At 69.9% G+C, this 18,790-nt stretch carries 20 protein-coding genes; 10 read left to right on the forward strand and 10 right to left on the reverse strand.

Translation table 11 applies throughout. The features are described from left to right. Positions 1 to 26: 26 nt before the first annotated feature. Together GQ56_RS0119415 and GQ56_RS0119420 are read left to right on the forward strand one after the other, a co-directional pair. A complete protein-coding gene (locus tag GQ56_RS0119415) occupies positions 27 to 1,415 on the forward strand; it encodes an MFS transporter (RefSeq protein ID WP_031400197.1) in 1,389 nt (462 codons plus the stop codon). A gap of 484 nt (positions 1,416 to 1,899) precedes the next feature. Next, positions 1,900 to 3,111 carry a winged helix-turn-helix domain-containing protein gene (locus GQ56_RS0119420; protein WP_031400198.1) on the forward strand — a complete coding sequence of 404 codons (1,212 nt, stop codon included), beginning with the start codon at positions 1,900 to 1,902 and terminating at the stop codon, positions 3,109 to 3,111. Positions 3,112 to 3,135: 24 nt separating this feature from the next. Here the strand turns inward: GQ56_RS0119420 and GQ56_RS0119425 are convergent, their stop codons facing one another. The 3 genes from GQ56_RS0119425 to GQ56_RS0119435 all read right to left on the reverse strand — a co-directional run bounded on the left by GQ56_RS0119425 (position 3,136) and on the right by GQ56_RS0119435 (position 6,490). Beyond that, complete coding sequence (locus tag GQ56_RS0119425; RefSeq protein WP_031400199.1) at positions 3,136 to 4,194, reverse strand: alpha/beta fold hydrolase; 1,059 nt, start codon at positions 4,192 to 4,194, stop codon at positions 3,136 to 3,138. 107 nt (positions 4,195 to 4,301) lie between these two features. Then, entirely contained in the window at positions 4,302 to 5,510 is a 1,209-nt protein-coding gene (locus GQ56_RS0119430) for an acetate/propionate family kinase (protein ID WP_031400200.1), read from the reverse strand. A gap of 11 nt (positions 5,511 to 5,521) precedes the next feature. Next, positions 5,522 to 6,490 (reverse strand): phosphate acetyltransferase, encoded by a 969-nt coding sequence (locus tag GQ56_RS0119435; RefSeq protein WP_031400201.1) that lies wholly within the window; start codon positions 6,488 to 6,490, stop codon positions 5,522 to 5,524. Positions 6,491 to 6,694: 204 nt separating this feature from the next. On the opposite strand from GQ56_RS0119435, the gene atpG reads away from it, so the two are divergent. Beyond that, positions 6,695 to 7,564, forward strand: coding sequence for an ATP synthase F1 subunit gamma (atpG, locus tag GQ56_RS0119440; protein WP_031400202.1), 870 nt, complete (start codon positions 6,695 to 6,697; stop codon positions 7,562 to 7,564). Between the two features lie 11 nt (positions 7,565 to 7,575). Further along, positions 7,576 to 8,034 carry an ATP synthase F1 subunit epsilon gene (atpC, locus tag GQ56_RS0119445; RefSeq protein ID WP_031400203.1) on the forward strand — a complete coding sequence of 153 codons (459 nt, stop codon included), beginning with the start codon at positions 7,576 to 7,578 and terminating at the stop codon, positions 8,032 to 8,034. A gap of 21 nt (positions 8,035 to 8,055) precedes the next feature. Here atpC and GQ56_RS0119450 read toward each other — a convergent pair whose 3' ends face one another. The 3 genes from GQ56_RS0119450 to GQ56_RS0119460 form a co-directional block, all read right to left on the reverse strand. Beyond that, on the reverse strand, positions 8,056 to 8,277 hold the full coding sequence (locus GQ56_RS0119450; protein ID WP_031400204.1) for a DUF1653 domain-containing protein: 222 nt from the start codon (positions 8,275 to 8,277) through the stop codon (positions 8,056 to 8,058). Between the two features lie 52 nt (positions 8,278 to 8,329). Beyond that, positions 8,330 to 8,806 carry a GNAT family N-acetyltransferase gene (locus GQ56_RS0119455; RefSeq protein WP_081894926.1) on the reverse strand — a complete coding sequence of 159 codons (477 nt, stop codon included), beginning with the start codon at positions 8,804 to 8,806 and terminating at the stop codon, positions 8,330 to 8,332. Positions 8,807 to 8,944: 138 nt separating this feature from the next. Continuing rightward, the gene (locus tag GQ56_RS0119460; RefSeq protein ID WP_081894927.1) at positions 8,945 to 9,325 is read right to left on the reverse strand and encodes a DUF4087 domain-containing protein; all 381 of its coding nucleotides are present in this window, start codon (positions 9,323 to 9,325) and stop codon (positions 8,945 to 8,947) included. 254 nt (positions 9,326 to 9,579) lie between these two features. Between GQ56_RS0119460 and GQ56_RS0119465 the strand changes: the two genes are divergently transcribed. From GQ56_RS0119465 to GQ56_RS0119475, 3 genes are all read left to right on the forward strand, one after another. Next, positions 9,580 to 10,410 carry a substrate-binding domain-containing protein gene (locus tag GQ56_RS0119465; RefSeq protein ID WP_043301498.1) on the forward strand — a complete coding sequence of 277 codons (831 nt, stop codon included), beginning with the start codon at positions 9,580 to 9,582 and terminating at the stop codon, positions 10,408 to 10,410. Between the two features lie 17 nt (positions 10,411 to 10,427). After that, positions 10,428 to 11,051, forward strand: a complete 624-nt coding sequence (locus tag GQ56_RS0119470) for an HAD hydrolase-like protein (protein ID WP_031400208.1) — start codon at positions 10,428 to 10,430, stop codon at positions 11,049 to 11,051. 385 nt (positions 11,052 to 11,436) lie between these two features. Beyond that, positions 11,437 to 12,003, forward strand: a complete 567-nt coding sequence (locus GQ56_RS0119475; RefSeq protein WP_031400209.1) for a DUF4142 domain-containing protein — start codon at positions 11,437 to 11,439, stop codon at positions 12,001 to 12,003. Positions 12,004 to 12,089: 86 nt separating this feature from the next. Here the strand turns inward: GQ56_RS0119475 and GQ56_RS0119480 are convergent, their stop codons facing one another. After that, positions 12,090 to 12,689: a GNAT family N-acetyltransferase gene (locus tag GQ56_RS0119480; protein WP_031400210.1), complete on the reverse strand. Its 600-nt coding sequence runs from the start codon at positions 12,687 to 12,689 to the stop codon at positions 12,090 to 12,092. A 56-nt stretch (positions 12,690 to 12,745) separates the two neighbouring features. Further along, positions 12,746 to 13,660 carry a LysR family transcriptional regulator gene (locus tag GQ56_RS0119485; protein WP_031400211.1) on the reverse strand — a complete coding sequence of 305 codons (915 nt, stop codon included), beginning with the start codon at positions 13,658 to 13,660 and terminating at the stop codon, positions 12,746 to 12,748. Positions 13,661 to 13,769: 109 nt separating this feature from the next. Between GQ56_RS0119485 and lysA the strand changes: the two genes are divergently transcribed. After that, positions 13,770 to 15,008, forward strand: coding sequence for a diaminopimelate decarboxylase (lysA, locus tag GQ56_RS0119490; protein ID WP_031400212.1), 1,239 nt, complete (start codon positions 13,770 to 13,772; stop codon positions 15,006 to 15,008). A 38-nt stretch (positions 15,009 to 15,046) separates the two neighbouring features. Here the strand turns inward: lysA and GQ56_RS0119495 are convergent, their stop codons facing one another. Beyond that, positions 15,047 to 15,748, reverse strand: coding sequence for a helix-turn-helix transcriptional regulator (locus tag GQ56_RS0119495; protein WP_031400213.1), 702 nt, complete (start codon positions 15,746 to 15,748; stop codon positions 15,047 to 15,049). Positions 15,749 to 15,825: 77 nt separating this feature from the next. Between GQ56_RS0119495 and GQ56_RS0119500 the strand changes: the two genes are divergently transcribed. Further along, the gene (locus GQ56_RS0119500; RefSeq protein ID WP_031400214.1) at positions 15,826 to 16,194 is read left to right on the forward strand and encodes a VOC family protein; all 369 of its coding nucleotides are present in this window, start codon (positions 15,826 to 15,828) and stop codon (positions 16,192 to 16,194) included. Between the two features lie 52 nt (positions 16,195 to 16,246). Here the strand turns inward: GQ56_RS0119500 and GQ56_RS0119505 are convergent, their stop codons facing one another. After that, complete coding sequence (locus tag GQ56_RS0119505; RefSeq protein ID WP_031400215.1) at positions 16,247 to 17,134, reverse strand: DMT family transporter; 888 nt, start codon at positions 17,132 to 17,134, stop codon at positions 16,247 to 16,249. Positions 17,135 to 17,260: 126 nt separating this feature from the next. Between GQ56_RS0119505 and GQ56_RS0119510 the strand changes: the two genes are divergently transcribed. Continuing rightward, positions 17,261 to 18,772: an aminotransferase-like domain-containing protein gene (locus tag GQ56_RS0119510; RefSeq protein ID WP_052007274.1), complete on the forward strand. Its 1,512-nt coding sequence runs from the start codon at positions 17,261 to 17,263 to the stop codon at positions 18,770 to 18,772. Positions 18,773 to 18,790 lie beyond the last annotated feature (18 nt).

Genomic DNA, 18,790 nt, shown 5'->3' on the forward strand with positions numbered 1-18,790 from the left:
TGACGCCTTTACCGCGCGCCCAGCCCATGTCGCCCGTCTTTCTAGCACCGCTCATCGTTGCCTGTGCGTTGTTCATGGAAAGCGTCGACGCCAACATCATCGTCACCGCGTTGCCCGCGATGGCGAGGGACTTCGGGCACAGCCCCGTCACGTTGAACATTGCGATCACGGCCTACGTGGTCGGGCTCGGCGTGTTCATCCCGATCTGCGGCTGGCTGGCCGACCGCTTCAGCGCACGCGCCGTGTTCCGCACCGCGATCGGCATCTTCGTCGTCGGCTCGCTGATGTGCGCGGCGTCCAGCTCCCTCGGCGTACTCACGTTCGCACGCTTCATCCAGGGCGTCGGCGGCGCGATGATGGTGCCCGTCGGCCGCATCATCATCTTCCGCGCGGTGCCGCGTTCGGATCTCGTGCGCGCGATGAACTACCTCGCGATTCCCGCGCTGTTCGGGCCCACGGTCGGGCCGCTCGTCGGCGGCTTCATCACGACCTACCTGCACTGGCGGATGATCTTCTTCATCAACGTGCCAATCGGCCTCTACGGGATCTATCTCGCGAGCAAGCACATCGCGAACACGCACGAGCCCGACCCGGGCCCGCTCGACTGGTTCGGCTTCCTGCTGTCGGCAAGCGGCGCGGCGCTGCTGCTGATGGGCCTCACGCTGATCGACGGCGCGCTCACGTCGCGCTCGAACGCCCTGCTGATGTGCGTGGCCGGCGCCGTCCTGCTCGCACTGTACGTGCCGTACGCGCGCCGCAAGACGCGCCCGGTGCTCGACCTCAGTTTCCTGAAGATCCCGACCTACCACGCGAGCGTCGTCGGCGGGTCGCTGTTCCGGATCGGCCTCGGCGCGGTGCCGTTCCTGCTGCCGCTCGCGCTGCAGGAAGGCCTCGGCATGACCGCGTTCCATTCGGGGCTCATCACGTGCGCGTCCGCGCTCGGCGGCGCGGTGAGCCGCTCGACCGCCACGCATACGCTGCGCCGCTTCGGCTTTCGCACGGTACTGATCTACAACGCGGCGTTCGCGGGGCTCGCGATCGCCGCGTACGGCGTGTTCCATCCGGGCATGGCGACCTGGGCGATCTGGCTGGTCGTGCTCGTCGGCGGCATCTTCCCCGCGCTGCAGTTCACGAGCCTGAACTCGATGATCTACGCGGACATCTCGCCGCGCGACGCGGGCCGCGCGACCAGCCTCGGCAGCGTCGTGCAGCAGATGTCGCTCGGCCTCGGCGTGACGGTGGCCGGCCTCGTGCTGCACGTGTCGCACTGGCTGCAGGGCCACCAGACGATGGTGTGGTCGGATTTCTGGCCCGCGTTCGTCGTGGTCGGACTGTGCTCGTTCGCGTCGATCCCGATCACGCGGCGGCTGCCGCCCGGCGCCGGCGACGAAGTCGCGCGCGGCAAGCGGCAATAAGACGTGCCCGCGCGGCGGGCATCTTTTTCGCCGTCTCGCCGGCCGGTTGCGCCGCCCGGACGGGCAGCCGCGGCCGGCTCGCTCGACGCATCACGCCGGGCTGGCGGCATCGGCATCGGTATCGGGCGCAACGGGATCGGGAAAGGAAGACGGCATGACGTGCCGTGCAGCGGCGGGGGAATGACCGGAAAAACAAAAAAATCAGCGGACATCCACACGGGGCCGGTGCACAGCCGCATGGATGTCCGCTCAGGGCTCCGGGTCTCCCGATGGGGGTTGAGAATCCCGGATTCGCTTCGTGCGTGCCATGGACGTATGTGCGTCGGAAGCGGAATCGTTGCGCGCTCAGTTCGTCGCGCCATGGAGTGAACTATAGGGAAACTTGCGCAACGCATCTGTCAACCATTGTCAGACACGTTGCGCCTGCACATCGGCCGCTTTCGCGCTAAAGTGGTTCCCGACCATCACTCCCGCCCGCCCTCCGATGCTTACGCTCTCGCCCGCCGCCGCCCGCGCGCTGCATCTCGCCGCGCAGGGCCTGCTGACGCCGCCCCGCCGCAAGGCCACCAAGGCCGACGTGCTCGACACGATCCGCCGGATGGCGCAGTTGCAGATCGATACCATTCACGTCGTCGCGCGCAGCCCGTATCTCGTGCTGTTCAGCCGTCTCGGCGCGTTCGCGCCGCAGTGGCTCGACGAACATCTCGCCGAGGCGCGCCTGTTCGAATACTGGTCGCACGAAGCGTGCTTCCTGCCGGTCGAGCAGTTCGGCCTGATGCGCTACAAGATGCTCGACCCGTCGGGGATGGGCTGGAAATACGCGGCCGACTGGCATGAACGGAACCGTCCCGACATCGAGCGGCTGCTCGCGCGGATTCGCGACGAAGGCCCCGTGCGATCGGCCGATTTCGCCCGCGAGGACGGCGCGAAAGGCAACGGCTGGTGGGATCGCAAGCCCGAGAAGCGGCACCTGGAAGTGCTGTTCACGACCGGCGACCTGATGGTGTCGGAACGCCGCAACTTCCAGCGCGTGTACGACGTGCGCGAGCGCGTGCTGCCGGGCTGGGACGACGCGCGCGACCTGCCGCCGCGCAGCGCCGTGCTGCCGACGCTGCTCGACCATACGTGCCGCGCGCTCGGCGTCGTGCGCGCGGACTGGGTGGCCGACTACTACCGGCTGCCGCGCCGCTCGTACCGCGCGGAACTCGAGCAGCTCGCGGACGCGGGCGACCTGATCCCGGTGGCGGTCGACGACTGGAAGGAGCCGGCCTACGTGCATCGCTCGCTCGAGGCGTGGCTGCCGGCCGCCGGGGCCGACACGCTGCGCTCGACGGTCACGACGCTGCTGTCGCCGTTCGACCCGGTCGTCTGGGACCGGCGGCGCGCGTCGACGCTGTTCGGTTTCGACTACACGATCGAGTGCTATACGCCCGGCCCGAAGCGGCGCTACGGCTATTTCTGCCTGCCCGTGCTGCATCGCGGCCGGCTGGTCGGCCGCATCGATGCGAAGGCGCACCGCTCGCTCGGCACGTTTGAACTGAAGGCCGTGCACGTGGAACCGGGCGTGCGGTTCGGCACGGGGCTCGCGGCCGACGTCGCGAAGGCCGTGAAGAAGCTCGCGGCGTGGCACGGCACGCCTGAAGTCGCGGTCACGCATGCGCCGCCCGCGCTGGAACAAGCGCTGGCCGGCGCGTAGGCGCCGGCCGGCGGGTGCCGCGCGCTACCGGCGTGCGGCGATCCAGTCCGCGATGCCCGGCCACGCATCGCGCAGCGTGCGCGACCCCATGAACAGCCCGATGTGCCCGCCCGGCACCAGTTGCCGCGTGATTTGCTGCTTCGGCGTCCCGACCAGATCCTGCGCGCCGAATACCTGCTCCGGCGTCGTGATGTCGTCGGTCTCGCCGGCCAGCAGGTAGACCGGGCACGTGACGTTCTTCAGGTCGAGCGTGCGGCCGAGCGCGACGAACGCGCCCTTCGCGAAGCGGTTCTCCTTGAAGATCTGCACGATCGCCTGCAGGTACCAGCGCCCCGGCAGGTCGATCGGGCTTTCGTACCAGTTCGCGAACGCTTCGCGCTTGCGCAGGTAGTCGGGATCGTCGATGTGTTCGTACAGGTCGACGTGCTCGGCGAGGTAGTGCTGGTCGGGATGCATGTTCTTCCAGCCGCGCAGCATGAAGCGTCCGCGCATCAGCCCGCCGCCCATCTTCACGAGCTCCTCGTAGAACGACGTCGGATACGCGTGCGCCATCCGCTTGATCGGGCCGTCGCCGGCATCGGTGTCGATCGGCGAACCCGCGAGCACGAGGCTGGCGACCTTGTGCGGGAAACGCGCCGCGTACATCGCGGACATCCAGCCGCCCTGGCAAAGGCCGACGAGATTTACGCGGCCGCCCAGCTCGTCGACGCAGACGTTCAGTTCGGCCAGGTACTGGTCGATCTCGAGATCCTTCATGTCCTCGGTTGCCGAGCGCCAGTCGGTCAGGTACAGGCGCGTCACGCCGTGCTCGCGCAGCGTCTGCATCAGGCTCTGCCCCGGCTGGTAGTCGGCGATCATCGCGCTGTGCCCCGCGTACGGCGCGTCGACGATCGTCGGCAGCCCGTGCGCCGGCTCGACCGAGTAATCGCGGAACGTCATCGTCCGCAATTCCAGCAGCGGACGATTCGCCGACGCCAGCGCCGGATGCGGCTCGATATGGAGCTTTTCCTCTTCGGCGAGGAAGCGCAGGTTGCGCGCGGCGATTTCGGAGCCGAGCTGGAACATCGCGGTGGCCGCCGCCATCGGCCAGAAGATCGGCAACGCGGGGGCGCGGTCGGACGGGGTCGAAGGCGTGGACGGCGTGGATTGCGTGGATTGCGTGGACAGGTCGCTCGATTTCATCGAAAGGCTCACAGGGTGGGAGACAGGGCGGGAAGCGTCGCGTCGTCCAGCACGCGCCGCGTGTGTCGCGCGATCATCAGGTTCTCGTCGGTCGCGATCACGCGCACCGTCACGCGCGATGCATCGCCCGAAATCACCGCGCGGTTCGCGGCGTTCGCCGCGTCGTCGAGCGCGATGCCGAGCCACGCCGCCCGGCGGCAGATCAGCTCGCGCACGCGCGGCGCGTGCTCGCCGATGCCGGCGGTAAACACCAGCGTATCGAGCCCGCCGAGCGTACCGGCGAGCGCGGCGAGCTCGCGGGCCACGCGATACGCGAACAGTTCGACCGCATGCGCGGCCGCCGGCGCGTCGCTCGCAAGCAGCGTGCGCATGTCGCTCGACACGCCCGACACGCCGAGCAGGCCCGATTCCGCATAGATCAGCTGCTCGACCTCGTCGAGCGAACGCCCGTCGTGACGCTGCAGGTACAGGATCACGCCGGGGTCCAGCGCCCCGGTGCGCGTCCCCATCGGCAGGCCGTCGACGGCCGTGAAGCCCATCGTCGTGGCGACGCTGCGGCCCTGAGCGAGCGCGCACAGGCTCGCGCCGTTGCCGAGATGCGCGACCACCGTCCTGCGCTGTGTCCATGCCGGATCGAGCGCGCCGAGCGCCGTCGCGATGTATTCGTAGGACAACCCATGAAAGCCGTAGCGCACGATCCCTTGTTCGGTCAGCGCGCGCGGCAGCGCGAATTCGCGTTCGAGCGCCGGCATCGTCGCATGGAACGCGGTGTCGAAGCACGCGACCTGCGGCAGATCGGGCGCCACCGCACTCACCGCGCGGATCGCGTCGACATGATGCGGCTGGTGCAGCGGCGCGAGCGGCGACAGCGATGCGATCCGTTCGAGCACCTGCGCGTCGATCCGCACCGGCGCGGTGAAATACGGGCCGCCATGCACGACCCGGTGCCCGACGCCGTCGAACGCGGCCTCGCGCCCGACGTGGTCCGCGAACCATGCGTGCAGCGCCTCGATCGCGCCATGATGCCCCGGCCGGGCCACCGGGCAATCGGCCAGCGTCGCACCGTGCGCGTCGGCCACGAACAGATGCGGCGCGGCATGCAGGCTTTCGATCTGCCCGTGCACGCCCGCGTCGAGCGAGCGGTCCGCGCATGTGTCGTACACCGAGAACTTGAGGCTCGACGAGCCGGCATTCAGCACGAGAACGGGATGTCGCATCGCGGCCCCCGTCACTGTGCGTTCGCGGCGGCGGCAGCCTGCGCCGGCACGACCCCGGTACGCGCCGCCTCCGCGACGAGCAGCGCGACCGCGCAGCTCGCGAGGCGGGTGCGCTCGCTGTCCGCGCGGCTCGTCAGGATTACCGGCACGCGCGCGCCGAGCACGATTCCGGCCGCATCGGCGTTCGCGAGAAACGTCAGCTCCTTCGCGAGCATGTTGCCGGCCTCGAGATCGGGAGCGACGAGGACGTCGGCGTCGCCCGCGACGGCCGAGCCGAGATGCTTGAGCCGCGCCGCCTCGGGGCTGATCGCGTTGTCGAACGCGAGCGGCCCGTCGAGCAGCCCGCCGGTGATCTGGCCGCGTTCGGCCATCTTGCACAGCGCGGCCGCGTCGAGCGTCGACGGCAGTTTCGAGCTGACCGTCTCGACCGCCGACAGGATCGCGACCTTCGGCCGGTCGATGCCGAGCGCGTGCGCGAGATCGATCGCGTTCTGCACGATGTCGGCCTTCTGCTCCAGCGTCGGGTGGATGTTGACGGCCGCGTCGGTGATGAACAGCGGCTTGCGGTAGGTCGGCACGTCCATGATGAACACGTGGCTCAGGCGCCGCGCGGTGCGCAGCCCCGTATCGGCGCGCACGACTTCCTCGAGCAGCTCGTCGGTATGCAGGCTGCCCTTCATCAGCGCCTGCGCATCGCCCGCGCGCACCAGCCCGACGGCCAGCGCCGCCGCCGCGTGGCTGTGCGGCGCATCGACGAGCCGGTAGCCCGACAGGTCGATGTCGAGCGTCGCGGCCAGCGCCGCGATCCGCGCCGCGGGGCCGACCAGCACGGGCACGACGAGGCCGGCCCGGGCCGCGTCGACCGCCGCCCGCAGCGATACCTCGTCGCACGGATGCGCGACCGCGACCGTCACCGGACGCAGCGCACGGCAACGCGCAATCAGCGCGTCGTATTTCTGATGCTGACGGACCTCGGTCATCGAACGCCCCTTCGAAAGGATTACGTGAACGGATTCTCATGCGTGACGGAAGGCCATCGTTTGACCCTCGTCAATCGTTTCAGGTGAAGTCCCGATAGCATGAAATCGCGCGATGACACTTCGATGGCCGCGGACCACGCGCCCGGCCGCCCGTCGCGCCGCCGTCGCGCCGGCGACCCGGGCGCCCCGCTTCGCCGGCCTGCCATGCACATACGAGAAATCCGCTCGAAAATCGCCAGTACGTCGTCCACGCGCAAGATCACGAAAGCGATGGAGATGATGGCCCGCACCAAGATGGCGAGCGCGCAGCGGCGCGCGCGCGATTTCCGGCCCTACGCGACCCGCATCCGGGACATGGTCGAACGCGTGCTGCGCGACCGGCCCGACCACCTGTCCGCGCTGATGGCGCGGCGCGCGCCGGTGCACCGCGTCGGCCTGATCGTCGTCAGCACCGATCGCGGGCTGTGCGGCCCGCTCAATACGCGGCTGCTGGTCGAATGCGTGGATGCGCTGGCGCGCTGGGACCAGGCCGGCGTGGCCTGCGAGCTGAGCGTGATCGGCGCGCGCGGCCTCGCGCCGCTGATGCGCCACGGGGCGACCGTCACGGCGCGCGCGAGCGGCCTGGCCGCCGAACCGCATTTCGAGCCGCTGCTCGGCGCGCTGCTCGTGCCGCTCACGGGGTTCGTCAACGGCGAGCTCGACGAGGTGCACATTGCCTACAACCGCCTGACGAGCCCGCTCGCCTACGAACCGCGCATCGACGCGATGCTGCCGCTCGCGGGGCTCGATCCCGGCGCGCCGGCCGGCGACGCCGAGGCGTCCGACTACCTGTACGAGCCCGCGCCGAAACCGGCCGTGGACACGCTGCTGCTGCGCCATGTCGAGGCGACGCTCTACCAGGCCGTCGTGGAAAACTACGCGTGCGAACAATGCGCGCGCATGTTCAGCATGCAGACCGCGACGGAGAACGCCGATCGCGTGCTGCGCGACCTGCGCCACCTGTACCAGAAGACGCGGCAGGCGCAGATCACCACCGAGCTGTGCGAGATCGTCGCCGGCGCGGCGGCCGTCTGACGGAGGGAATCGTGGAAACGTCGATGAAACTCGACATCCTGAGCGTGGAGGATGTGCTGTTCTCCGGCGACGCGCATTTCGTCGTCGCGCCGGGGGAAAGCGGCGAGCTGGGGATCTACCCGCACCACGCGCCGCTGCTCACGCGGTTGCGGCCGGGCGTCGTGACGGTGGTCGAGGCGCCGGGCGGCCCGCATCGCCGCCTCCTCGTCGCGGGCGGCCTGCTGGAGGTGAGCCGCGACGGCGTGACGCTGATCGCCGATCATGCGCTGCGCACGCCCGAGCTCGACGACCTGCGGGCGCGCGAGGCGCGACGCGCGGCCGACGACTGGCGCCGCGAACATGCGCCCGAGCACCGGCGCGCATTCGATTTCGCGTCGGCCCGCACGGAGCTGATGGACGAGATCCGGCGTTTCTTCGCGATGGCGATGCGGCAGCACACGACGCGCGATACGCCGGGCGGCGCCGGCTAGGGCCGTGCCGCCCGCGCGCGGTCAGTCGCCGCGCAGCTTCCGGAAGCGCGGCGTGCCGTCTTCGAGGTTGCCGTTGAACATCGCTTCCGGACGCACCCACAGCCCGCGCACATGCGGCCACAGGTGCTCGTACGCGACCACGGATTCACCGGTTTCCGAATGACGGGCAACGCCGATGTAACGATACAGCCCGCCCTTGTAGTGGCGATGCGTTGCGAGCTGTTCGGCTTCCTGTTCGGTCATGATGCGCTTCTCTACGGCAAAAACGGAAAGCGCGCATTGTACGCGCTGTGCGTCAGCGTTTCGCGTAGATGTCGGGACGGCGGATCTCCATCAGCCGCTCGGGATTCGCGGACGGCCCGAAACCGACCGGCCGGTACAGCGCATGCGCATCGGTCGTCACGAGCATGATGCGGCGCAGGCCCTGCACCATCTCCTGCTCGAACACGTGGTCGATCAGCGCGCGGCCGTAGCCGTTGCCGCGCTCGGCCGGCAGCACGAACACGTCGCACAGATACGCGAACGTCGCGTGATCGGTGACGAGCCGCGCGAACCCGACGAACCGGTTGCCGACATACGCGCCGAAGCACAGCGAGCCCTCGATCGCCCGCTCGACCACCTCGCGCGGAATACCCTGCGACCAGTACGCATCGCGATGCAGGAAGTCGAAGATCGCATCGACGTCGAGTTCGCGCTTGTCGGTGGAAAATCTGAGCGTGGCGGGGGTGGCGGGGGTGTCGGCGGGCACGTCGGTCTCCGGTTGGGGTCGCATCGGTCGAAGCGTCGACGATACCGCGCCGCGCGTCCGGCTACAAGCGGCGCCACGCGCCCGTCGGCACCTGGCGGGCGGGCGTCGCGCCGCCGGACCGTCGCGCAACGACGCGAGCCCGCCGCCCAGGCCCGCCCCGGCTCACGGCGCCCGCAGCGCCCGGTCCGCCTTGCAGCGCTTGAGCGGCAGCGGCCGGGCCGCCACGATCCGCGTCACCTCGTGCGTACGCGGATCGATTTCGAGGTCGAGACAGGCGCAGCCGTAGCCGTGCCCGCCGGCGTTGGTGACGACCCATCCCTTCGTCGACATGTCGGGCATCTCGTCGAGGCCCGGCACCGGCGGGTTGCCCATGGTCGACAGCGTCCAGCTGCTGTCCTTGTCGTCCAGCCACCAGTTGGCCGGCGTCGGATTCTCGAGCCAGCCGCAGCGCCGCTCCGGCGCGGCCGCCGCGTTCGTCGCGGCCGTCAGCGCCAGGGCCGCGCCCAGCATCCACATCGCACAAGCGGCACGCGTGATTTTCATTGCATCGAACCGGACAGGAAGAGAAGTCGGCAAACCGCGATCGCGGGCGCCGGACAGCATACCGGGCTTTCGTCCGCACGTCGCGCGCCGCCCGGTCCCGCGAACGCGGCGCACGAGGCGCGCGCCGCCGGATTCCGGCACGGCGTGCTGGCCCGCTTACCCGCATCCGCATTTCGGTGGATCATGTAGCCCATGCGCGCCGACAGCGCCGCAGCGCGCACCCCGACCACGACCGCCCCCAAGGAGACACCCCGATGCGCGACCGAGCCGCCCTCGCCGCCCCTGCCCCCCGCCTTCGCCGCGCGCGCCGCGCCGCGCTCCGGCTTGCCGCCGTCTCGCTCGTGTGCGTCGCGCTGCCGGCCGCGGCAACCGAACTGCGCGTGATGATCTCCGGCGGCTTCACGGCCGCCTACACGCAGCTCGGCCCCGCCTACACGGCCGCCACCGGCGACACGCTCGACACGATCTCCGGCCCGTCGATGGGACAGTCGAAGGAAGCGATTCCGAACCGCCTCGCAAACGGCGAGAAAGCCGACGTGCTGATCATGGTCGGCTACGCGCTCGACCGGCTCGTCAAGGAAGGCAAGGTGATTCCCGCCTCGCGCGTCGAGCTTGCCGATTCGCGGATCGGCATGGTCGTGCGCGCCGGCGCGCCGAAGCCCGACATCGGTACGGTCGACCAGTTGCGGGACGTGCTGCTGCGCGCGAAATCGGTCGCGTATTCGGACAGCGCGAGCGGCGTCTACATCGAGCAGGAAATGTTCCGGAAGCTCGGCGTCGAGGCCCAGGTGAAGCCGAAGGCGACGAAGGTGCCGCGCATTCCGGTTGCATCGGTCGTCGCGAACGGCGACTACGAGATCGGCTTCCAGCAGGTCAGCGAGCTGCTGCCGGTGCCGGGCGTCACGTATGCGGGCAAGGTGCCGGAATCCGTGCAGTCGGTCACGCGCTTCGCGGGCGGGATTCCGGTCGGCGCCGAGCATCCGGCGCAGGCGAAGAAGCTGCTCGACTATCTCGCGTCGCCGCAGGCGCAGCCGGCCGTGCAGGCGACGGGCCTCGATCCGGTGCCGACCTCGCCCGCCCCATGAACCCGCCGCGCCCCGTCATGCCTTACCGCCTTGTCGCCTTCGACTTCGACGGCACGCTCGCCGATTCGCTCGACAGCTTTCTCGCGGCGCTGTCGGAGGCGTCGCGCCTGCACGGCTTTCGCGACGCGACGCCCGAGCTGCGCCCGGCGCTGCGCGGCATGTCGGCGCGCGACATCATTCGCGCGCTCGAGGTGCCGATGTGGAAAGTGCCGCGCGTGACGATCGACATGCGCCGCCTGATGCGGCCGCGCGTCGCCCAGGTGCGGCTGTTTCCCGGCGTCGGCGAAACCTTCGACGCGCTCGCCGCGCGCGGCATCCGCATCGCGATCGCGACGTCGAATACCGAGGAGATCGTGCGCGACCGGCTCGGCCCGCGCGCCAGCGGCCGCGTCGATACCTTCGCGTGCGGCATTCCGCTGTTCGGCAAGGCGCGCCGCCTGCGCGCGCTCGTGCGCGAGGCCGGCGTGCGCGGCGACGAAGTGCTGTATGTCGGCGACGAAATCCGCGACGCCGACGCGGCACGCCGCGCGCGCATCGCATTCCAGGGCGTCGCATGGGGCTACACCGCGCCCGACGCGCTGCAGGCGCATTGCGCGACGCCGTTGCTGCCCTCCCTCGACGCATTGCTCGAGCGCGTGTGACGCGTTCGTCCGCATTTTCCCCGCACGGGCGCTCCGCTTCTTCTCACGACACGGCGGCAACGCGATGAAGCGCGGATGACGCATGCGCGCGTCGCGCCCGGCGCATGCACGCACGCAAGAATTTCCGCCATCTCGTGGGCGACCGGTACCCGATACCTGTCGGCGAGCGGGCGCATCGATTCGTCTTACCAATCGTTACACAAGCCACAGCACGGTTGCACCTGCTGCCTGAACGCGCTCCTAGAATCGGTCGGACCGGAACGCACCTCGACCGGCGCCGCGGCAGCGCGGCGGTCGAATCCGGCCCGGGCACGCCCGGTTTTCCGCCCGGCGGCGGATCGCCCGATCCGCCGTTCAACCCGAGCCCCGATCGAAAGGAGGTCCCATGCACCGCTTTCCCCATGTCTCGCGCCTTGCGCTGTCTGCTGCCGGCCTGCTTCTCGTCGCCGTGACGGCGACCGCGCAAACTGCGCAAACCGCACAACCGGCGCCGGCCGCCGCGACGCGCCTCCACGCAGCCGACCAGGCCTTCGTCGCCGACGGCACGAAAACCGTGTCGACGCAGCACGACGCGGCGCGCATCGCCGATTCGCGCACGTCGGACAGCCAGGTCAAGGCGTTCGCGCAACGCGTGTCGGCCGACGATGAAAGGATCATCCAGGCGCTGCGCGCGGCGAGCCCGCGCGGCGTCGACGTGCCGGCCAACGACCCCGACGCCGCCGTGCTGGACGGCATCAAGCGCCTGCGCGGCGCCGAGTTCGACAAGGCCTATATCGAGCAGGTGGCGCTCGCCGGCCAGCAGAAGGCGATCTCGGCATTCCAGGCCGAAATCGCATCGGGCCGCGACACGCAGCTGAAGGAAGTCGCGCGCCGGTCGCTGCCGATCCTGCAGAAGCACTACGCCGACGCGCAGACGCTCGCGGAACGCCACCACCTCGCATCGGCGCAGTAAACGGCTGCGGCGCCGCGCGTGGTGCGCGGCGTGGCGTCCGTCGCCGCGCGCCTTCCGGCCGCGCGGCGCACGCCACGCGTCACGGTTCAGGTCGCCAGCTTCGCCGCCAGCCGTGCACGCACCTCCGGCCACTCGTCGTCGATGATGCTGAAGCGCACCGAATTGCGCTTGCGACCGTCCGGCATGATCCGTTCGTGACGCACGATGCCTTCCTGCTTCGCCCCGAGCCGCAGGATCGCCGCGCGCGATTTTTCGTTCAGCTCGTCGGTCGTGAACTGCACGCGCACGCAACGCAGCGTGTCGAACGCATAGGTCAGCAGCAGCCACTTCGCTTCCGTGTTCGCACGCGTGCGCTGCGCCGATTCGCTCAGCCACGTATGGCCGATCTCGAGCTTGCGGTTCCTGAGATCGATCTTCCAGAAACGCGTGCTGCCGATTACGCGGCCCGATGCCCGGTCGACGATCGAAAACGGCATCACGGTGCCCGCCACACGCCCCTGCAACGCGGTATCGATATACGCGTCGATCGTCTCCGCGTCCGGCACGGCCGTGACCTTCAGGTTCCACAGCTCGCCGTCCGCGGCGGCATCGAGCAATGCCTGCCGGTCGGACGCGTCGAGCGGCCGCAGTTCGATGCGCTCCCCCGCGAGGGTCGGTTGTTCGGGGAAAGGCGAGGCGTCGGTCATGGCGGAAGTCCGGAAAGTGACGGCGTTGGCAGCGAAACGCCCATCATACGGTGCCGCTACCCGAGGTGGGCGGCGAGACGGCGGCGGATCGCCTTTGCCTCACCGCGCAGCGCGTCGGCGAACGCATCGATGAGCAGGCTCTTCGGCCGGTGCTCGGGCACGATCATGCTGACGCGGTACGGAAACGACCGCGTGAGCGGCCGCACGTGCAGGTCGCGCCCGACGAAATCGAGCGCGGTCAACGGATTGACGATCGCGGCGCCGAGCCCCTGCCGCACGAATGCGCACACCGACACGGCCGACGGCGTGTCGACGACCGAGCGCGGCGCCACGCCGAGCTGCGCGAACGCCTCGTCGATCAGGATGCGGTACGGATCGTTCAGCGACAGGCTCACGAACGGGCGATCGGCGAGATCCAGCAGGTCGATCGCGTCCCGCGCGAGCAACGGATGGCCGTCGGGCAGCACGCAGACTTCGTCCACTTCGAGCAGCGGCGCCAGCACGGTGCCGGCCGGCGCGACGTCGCGCTCGGTCAGCCCGAGGTCGTAACGCTGCGCGGTCAGCCACTCTTCGATCACCGGCGACTCCTGTGTCGCCACCGACACGCTGGCGCCCGCGTGCGCGCCGAGAAACCGCCGGCACGCGCCGGGCAGGATCGCATGCGCAAACGCCGGCAGCGCGATCACCGACAGTTGTCCGTCGCGAAACTCGCGCAGCCGCGCGGCGGTTGCCGCGACGCGCTCGAGCCCCACATACGCGAGCCGCACGTCGTCGAACAGCGTGAGCGCGGCCATCGTCGGCCGCAGCCGGCCGTGCGTGCGCTCGAACAGCGCGAAGCCGACGACCTGCTCCATCCGCGCAAGTTCGCGGCTGATCGTCGGCTGCGACGTGTAGAGCATCTCGGCCGCGCGCGTCGTGCTGCCGGTGACCATCAGCGCGCGAAAGACCTCGATATGGCGGTGCGTGAGCATGATCAGCTATATCAGATATGAATAGAATCCAGACAACCAGGCATTTTACTGTATAGCGGATCAGGCGCATCATTCACGTCATCCGTTCATTCGACCCGACTCATCCGCCATGTCCCTCGATTCCCGCCAGCTCGCGGCGCTCGCGCAGCAATACGGCACCCCGCTGTGGGTGTACGACGCCGACGTCATCCGCGACCGCATCGCCCAACTGCGCCAGTTCGACGTGATCCGCTATGCGCAGAAGGCGAATTCGAACATCCATATCCTGAAGCTGATGCGCGAGGAAGGCGCGTGCGTCGACGCCGTGTCGCTCGGCGAGATCGAGCGCAGCCTCGCGGCCGGGTTCAGCCCGGCCGGCGAGCCGGAAGGCGTCGTGTTCACGGCCGACCTGATCGACCGCCCGACGCTCGCGGCCGTGCTCGCGCACGGCGTGACCGTGAACGCCGGCTCGCTCGACATGCTCGCGCGCATCGGCGAGCATGCGCCGGGCCACCGTGTGTGGCTGCGCGTCAATCCCGGCTTCGGCCACGGCCACAGCAACAAGACCAATACCGGCGGCCCGCAGAGCAAGCACGGCATCTGGATCGACGACGTGCCGCGCGCGATCGAGATCGTGCGCCAGTACGGGCTGAAGCTCGTCGGCATCCACATGCATATCGGCTCCGGCGTCGACTACGGCCACCTGTCGCAGGTGTGCGACGCGATGGTCGATCTCGTCACGTCGCTCGGCCATGACATCGACGCGATCTCGGCCGGCGGCGGCCTGTCGATCCCGTATCGCGACGGCGAGCCGCGCGTGGACGTCGGCCACTACTTCAGCCAGTGGGACGCGGCGCGCAAGCGGATCGAGCGGCATCTCGGCCACCCGGTGCGCATCGAGATCGAACCGGGCCGCTTCCTCGTCGCCGAGGCGGGCACGCTCGTCACCGAAGTGCAGGCCGTCAACCGCCGCCCGAAGCACGATTTCGTGCTGATCGACGCGGGCTTCAACGACCTGATGCGTCCGTCGATGTACGGCAGCTACCACGCGGTGTCCGTGCACGCGCACGACGGCTCGCTGCCCGCCGGCCGGCCGATGGTCGATCTCGCGATCGCCGGGCCGCTGTGCGAATCGGGCGACGTGTTCACGCAGGACGCGGGCGGCGTGGTCACGCACCGCACGCTGGCGCAGCCGCAGATCGGCGACCTGCTGTTCCTGCACGACGCGGGCGCGTACGGCGCATCGATGTCGTCGAACTACAACAGCCGGCCGCTCGCGCCGGAAGTGCTCGTCGATCGCGGCACGCCGCGGCTGATTCGCCGCCGGCAGACGATCGCGGAACTGCTCGCGCTCGAGACGTTCGAGTAACGCGTGCAGCGTGAAACGGGGCGCGCGCCCCGTTCGCGCTACCTCACCGCCACCCGCACATCGGCGCCCGCCGCGCGCCACGCCTTCAGCAACGCCGCGCGCCGCCGCGGGTAGCGCACATCCAGCCGCTCGAGCGCGACGATCCGATCCGTGCGGAAATGCCGGAAATCGTTCCGGCGCTCGCACCACGCGGCCAGAATCCGCACGTCATTGAAATAGCCGAGCGCGAACGGCCAGACGATCCGTTCGTCGGCCTTGCGCCGGCCCTCGCCCGCATAGCGGATCCGGATCTTGCTTTCGGTACGGATGGCCGTGCGCACGCCGCCCAGGTCGACGGTTTCCCGATCCTCGACGGTGCGCGGGCCGACGAGCAACGTCATGCATTCCATCTCCCGGCGCAGGTCGGCCGGCAGCACCGCGGAAATCTTCGCGAGCGCGTCGGCGGCGGCCGCCGTGAGCTGCGCATCCGCGAACTTCCCGACCCAGCGAAAGCCCAGCATCAGCGCCTCCAGTTCCGGTTGCGAGAACATCAGCGGCGGCAGCATGAACCCGGCATGCAGCACATAGCCGACGCCCGGCTCGCCCTCGATATCCGCACCCTGCGCCTGCAGCGACGCGATGTCGCGATAGACCGTACGGAGACTGATGCCGAGTTCCCCGGCCAGCACGCGCCCGCTCACCGGGCGGCGGTGACGCCGCAGCACCTGCAGCAGCGAGAGCAATCGTTCGGCACGCGTCATCGTTCCATGCTGCCATTTTCTGACAGCATCCGTTCGTAGAATGGAACGCATCTTAATCGATACCAGGACGGCCCCGCATGATCTCCCCGAATCTCGTTCTTCTGTATGTCGAGGACCCGACGCGCAGCGCGCGGTTCTACGAGCGCCTGTTCGAACGCCCGCCCGTCGCCGCGTTTCCGACCTATGCGGCATTCACGTTCGACAGCGGGCTGACGCTGGGGCTGTGGTCGACCCATGCACGCGATTTCGTATCGGGCGGCGCCGGCCACCGGTCGGAGCTGGCATTCATCGTCGACGACGATCGCGACGTGCAGCGCCTGTACGACGCATGGCGCGCGCTCGGCGTGCCGTTCGAACAGGCGCCGACGGCGGCGGTGTTCGGGCTGACGTTCGTCGCGCTCGATCCGGACGGCCACCGGTTGCGGGTGTGCACGCCCGACGAATGAGCCCGGCGCGGCGGGCCGGCGACGGCGCCCGCCCGCCGCCCCGTGCGGCACGTCACCCCGTGCGCTGCACGGGCACCATCTTCGAGAAGTACTTCGCGCCCGCCACGCAGCCGACCACCACGACCGTCACCGCGACCATCGACGGCGGCACCGTCTCGTGCAGCAGCCCGGCCGCCAGCAGCAGGCCGAAGAACGGCTGCAGCAGCTGCAACTGGCCGACACCCGCGATCCCGCCGAGCGCGAGCCCGCGGTACCAGAACACGAAGCCGATCAGCATGCTGAACAGCGACACGTACGCGAGCCCCCACAGCGCCCCGGCGTCGACGCCGGCGAACGACGCGGGCCACGTGAGCGCCGTGAGCGGCAGCATCAGCGGCAGGGACAGCACGAGCGCCCACGAGATCACCTGCCAGCCGCCGAGCTGGCGCGACAGGCGCGCGCCCTCCGCGTAGCCCAGCCCGCACGCGACGATCGCGGCCAGCATCAGCGCGTCGCCGGCCACCGACGCCTGGCCGCCGTTGCGCAGCGCAAACGCGGCCACCGCGCCGCTGCCGACGATCGAGAAGATCCAGAACGGCAACCGCGGCCGTTCGCCGCCGCGCCACACGCCGAACAGCGCGGTCGAAAGCGGCAGCAGCCCGACGAACACGATCGCGTGCGCGGAGGTCACGTGCTTCAGCGCGAGCGCCGTCAGCAGCGGGAACCCGACCACGACCCCGAGCGCGACGATGACCAGCGACACGGCCTCGGCCCGCGTCGGCCGCCGCTGCTTCAGCGCGACCAGCAACAGCAGGCCGAGCACGCCGGCGATCGTCGCACGTGCGAACGTGAGGAACAGCGGGTCGAGCCCCTGCACCGCGACACGCGTCGCGGGCAGCGAGCCACTGAAGATGATCACGCCCAGCAGGCCGCTGAGCCATCCGTCGGTCGTCTTTTGCACGGGAATTCCTGAACGGGGAAAGGGGATCACCGATGATCCGCCGCCCGCGAAAAGCGCGTAAGCTACAGCCCAATACAATTCGGACAAACTGTACTGGACAACCGGCCGTACAGTTCATTTTTCGCCATGAGCCAGGCCGCCCCGCCCCCCGTTCCGCCCGCCGCGTCGCGCACGCGCGTGGAAACCGTGATGGATACCCTGCGTGCGCGGATCGCGAGCCGCGCGCTGATGCCCGGCGCGCGCGTGCCGTCGATCCGGATGATGGCCGACGGGCTGGGCGTGTCCAAATCGACGGTCGTCGACGCATACGAGCGGCTCGCGAGCGAAGGCGTGCTCGTCGCGCGGCGCGGCTCGGGTTTCTATGTGTCGGGCCACGCGCCGCCGCTCACGCTCGCCTCGCTCGGCCCGCGCCTCGATCGCGAGCTCGATCCGCTGTGGCTGTCACGCCAGTCGCTCGAGGCGGCGCCGACGTCGGTGAAACCCGGCTGCGGATGGCTGCCGCCGTCGTGGCTGCCGGACGAGAGCCTGCGCCGCGCGCTGCGCGCCGTGTCGCGCGACGAACCCGACGCGCTGACCGACTACGCGACGCCGCTCGGCCTGCCCGCGCTGCGCCAGCAGCTCGCATGGCGGCTCGCGCAGCACGGCGTCCAGGCCGAACCCGCGCAGATCATGGTGACCGACGGCGGCTCGCACGCGCTCGATCTCGTCTGCCGCCTGCTGCTGGAGCCGGGCGACACGGTCGTGCTCGACGATCCGTGCTACTTCAACTTCCAGGCGCTGCTGCGCGCGCACCGCGCGCGGATCGTCAGCGTGCCGTACACGCCGAACGGCCCCGATCTCGCACGCTTCCAGCAGGTGCTCGCCGAGCACCGGCCGCGCCTGTACATCACCAACTCGGCGCTGCACAACCCGACCGGCGCGACGCTCGCGGCGCCCGTCGCGCACCGGCTGCTGACGCTCGCGGCCGAGCACGGCCTGCTGATCGTCGAGGACGACATCTTCGCGGATTTCGAGAGCACGCCCGCACCGCGCCTCGCCGCCTTCGACGGGCTGTCGCGCGTCGTGTCGATCGGCAGCTTCTCGAAGACGCTGTCGGCCGCGATCCGTTGCGGCTACGTCGCCGCGCGCCCGGAATGGATCGACGCGCTCGTCGACCTGAAGCTCGCGACGTCGTTCGGCCACGCGCAGATCGGCGCGAACGTCGTGCACCGGCTGCTGGTCGACGGCACGTACCGGCGCCACGTCGACAGCCTGCGCACGCGTCTCGCGGACGCAATGGGCGAAACGATCCGGCGCGTCGCACGCGCCGGGCTCCGGGTCTGGACGGAGCCGCGCGGCGGGCTGTTCGTGTGGGCCGAGCTGCCCGACGGGCTGGACGCCGCGCGCGTCGCGCGCCACGCGCTCGATCACGAAGTGGTGCTGGCGCCCGGCAACGTGTTCAGCGCGTCGCGCAGCGCGACGTCGTACCTGCGCTTCAACGTGTCGCGCTGCAAGGGGCCGACGGTGTTCGACGCACTGGCGCGAGCGATGGAGGCGGCACGGGCGTCGACCGATGCGCCTCGGCCTGTTTCGCCGGACGAGGGAACCTTGCCCGGTCGGGGCGACGCGTTCGCATTCGATCCGCATGGCACGACCTAGGACGGCGCGCCGCCCGTC

Origin of the sequence: Burkholderia paludis, from assembly GCF_000732615.1 — a bacterium.
Lineage (GTDB): Bacteria > Pseudomonadota > Gammaproteobacteria > Burkholderiales > Burkholderiaceae > Burkholderia > Burkholderia paludis.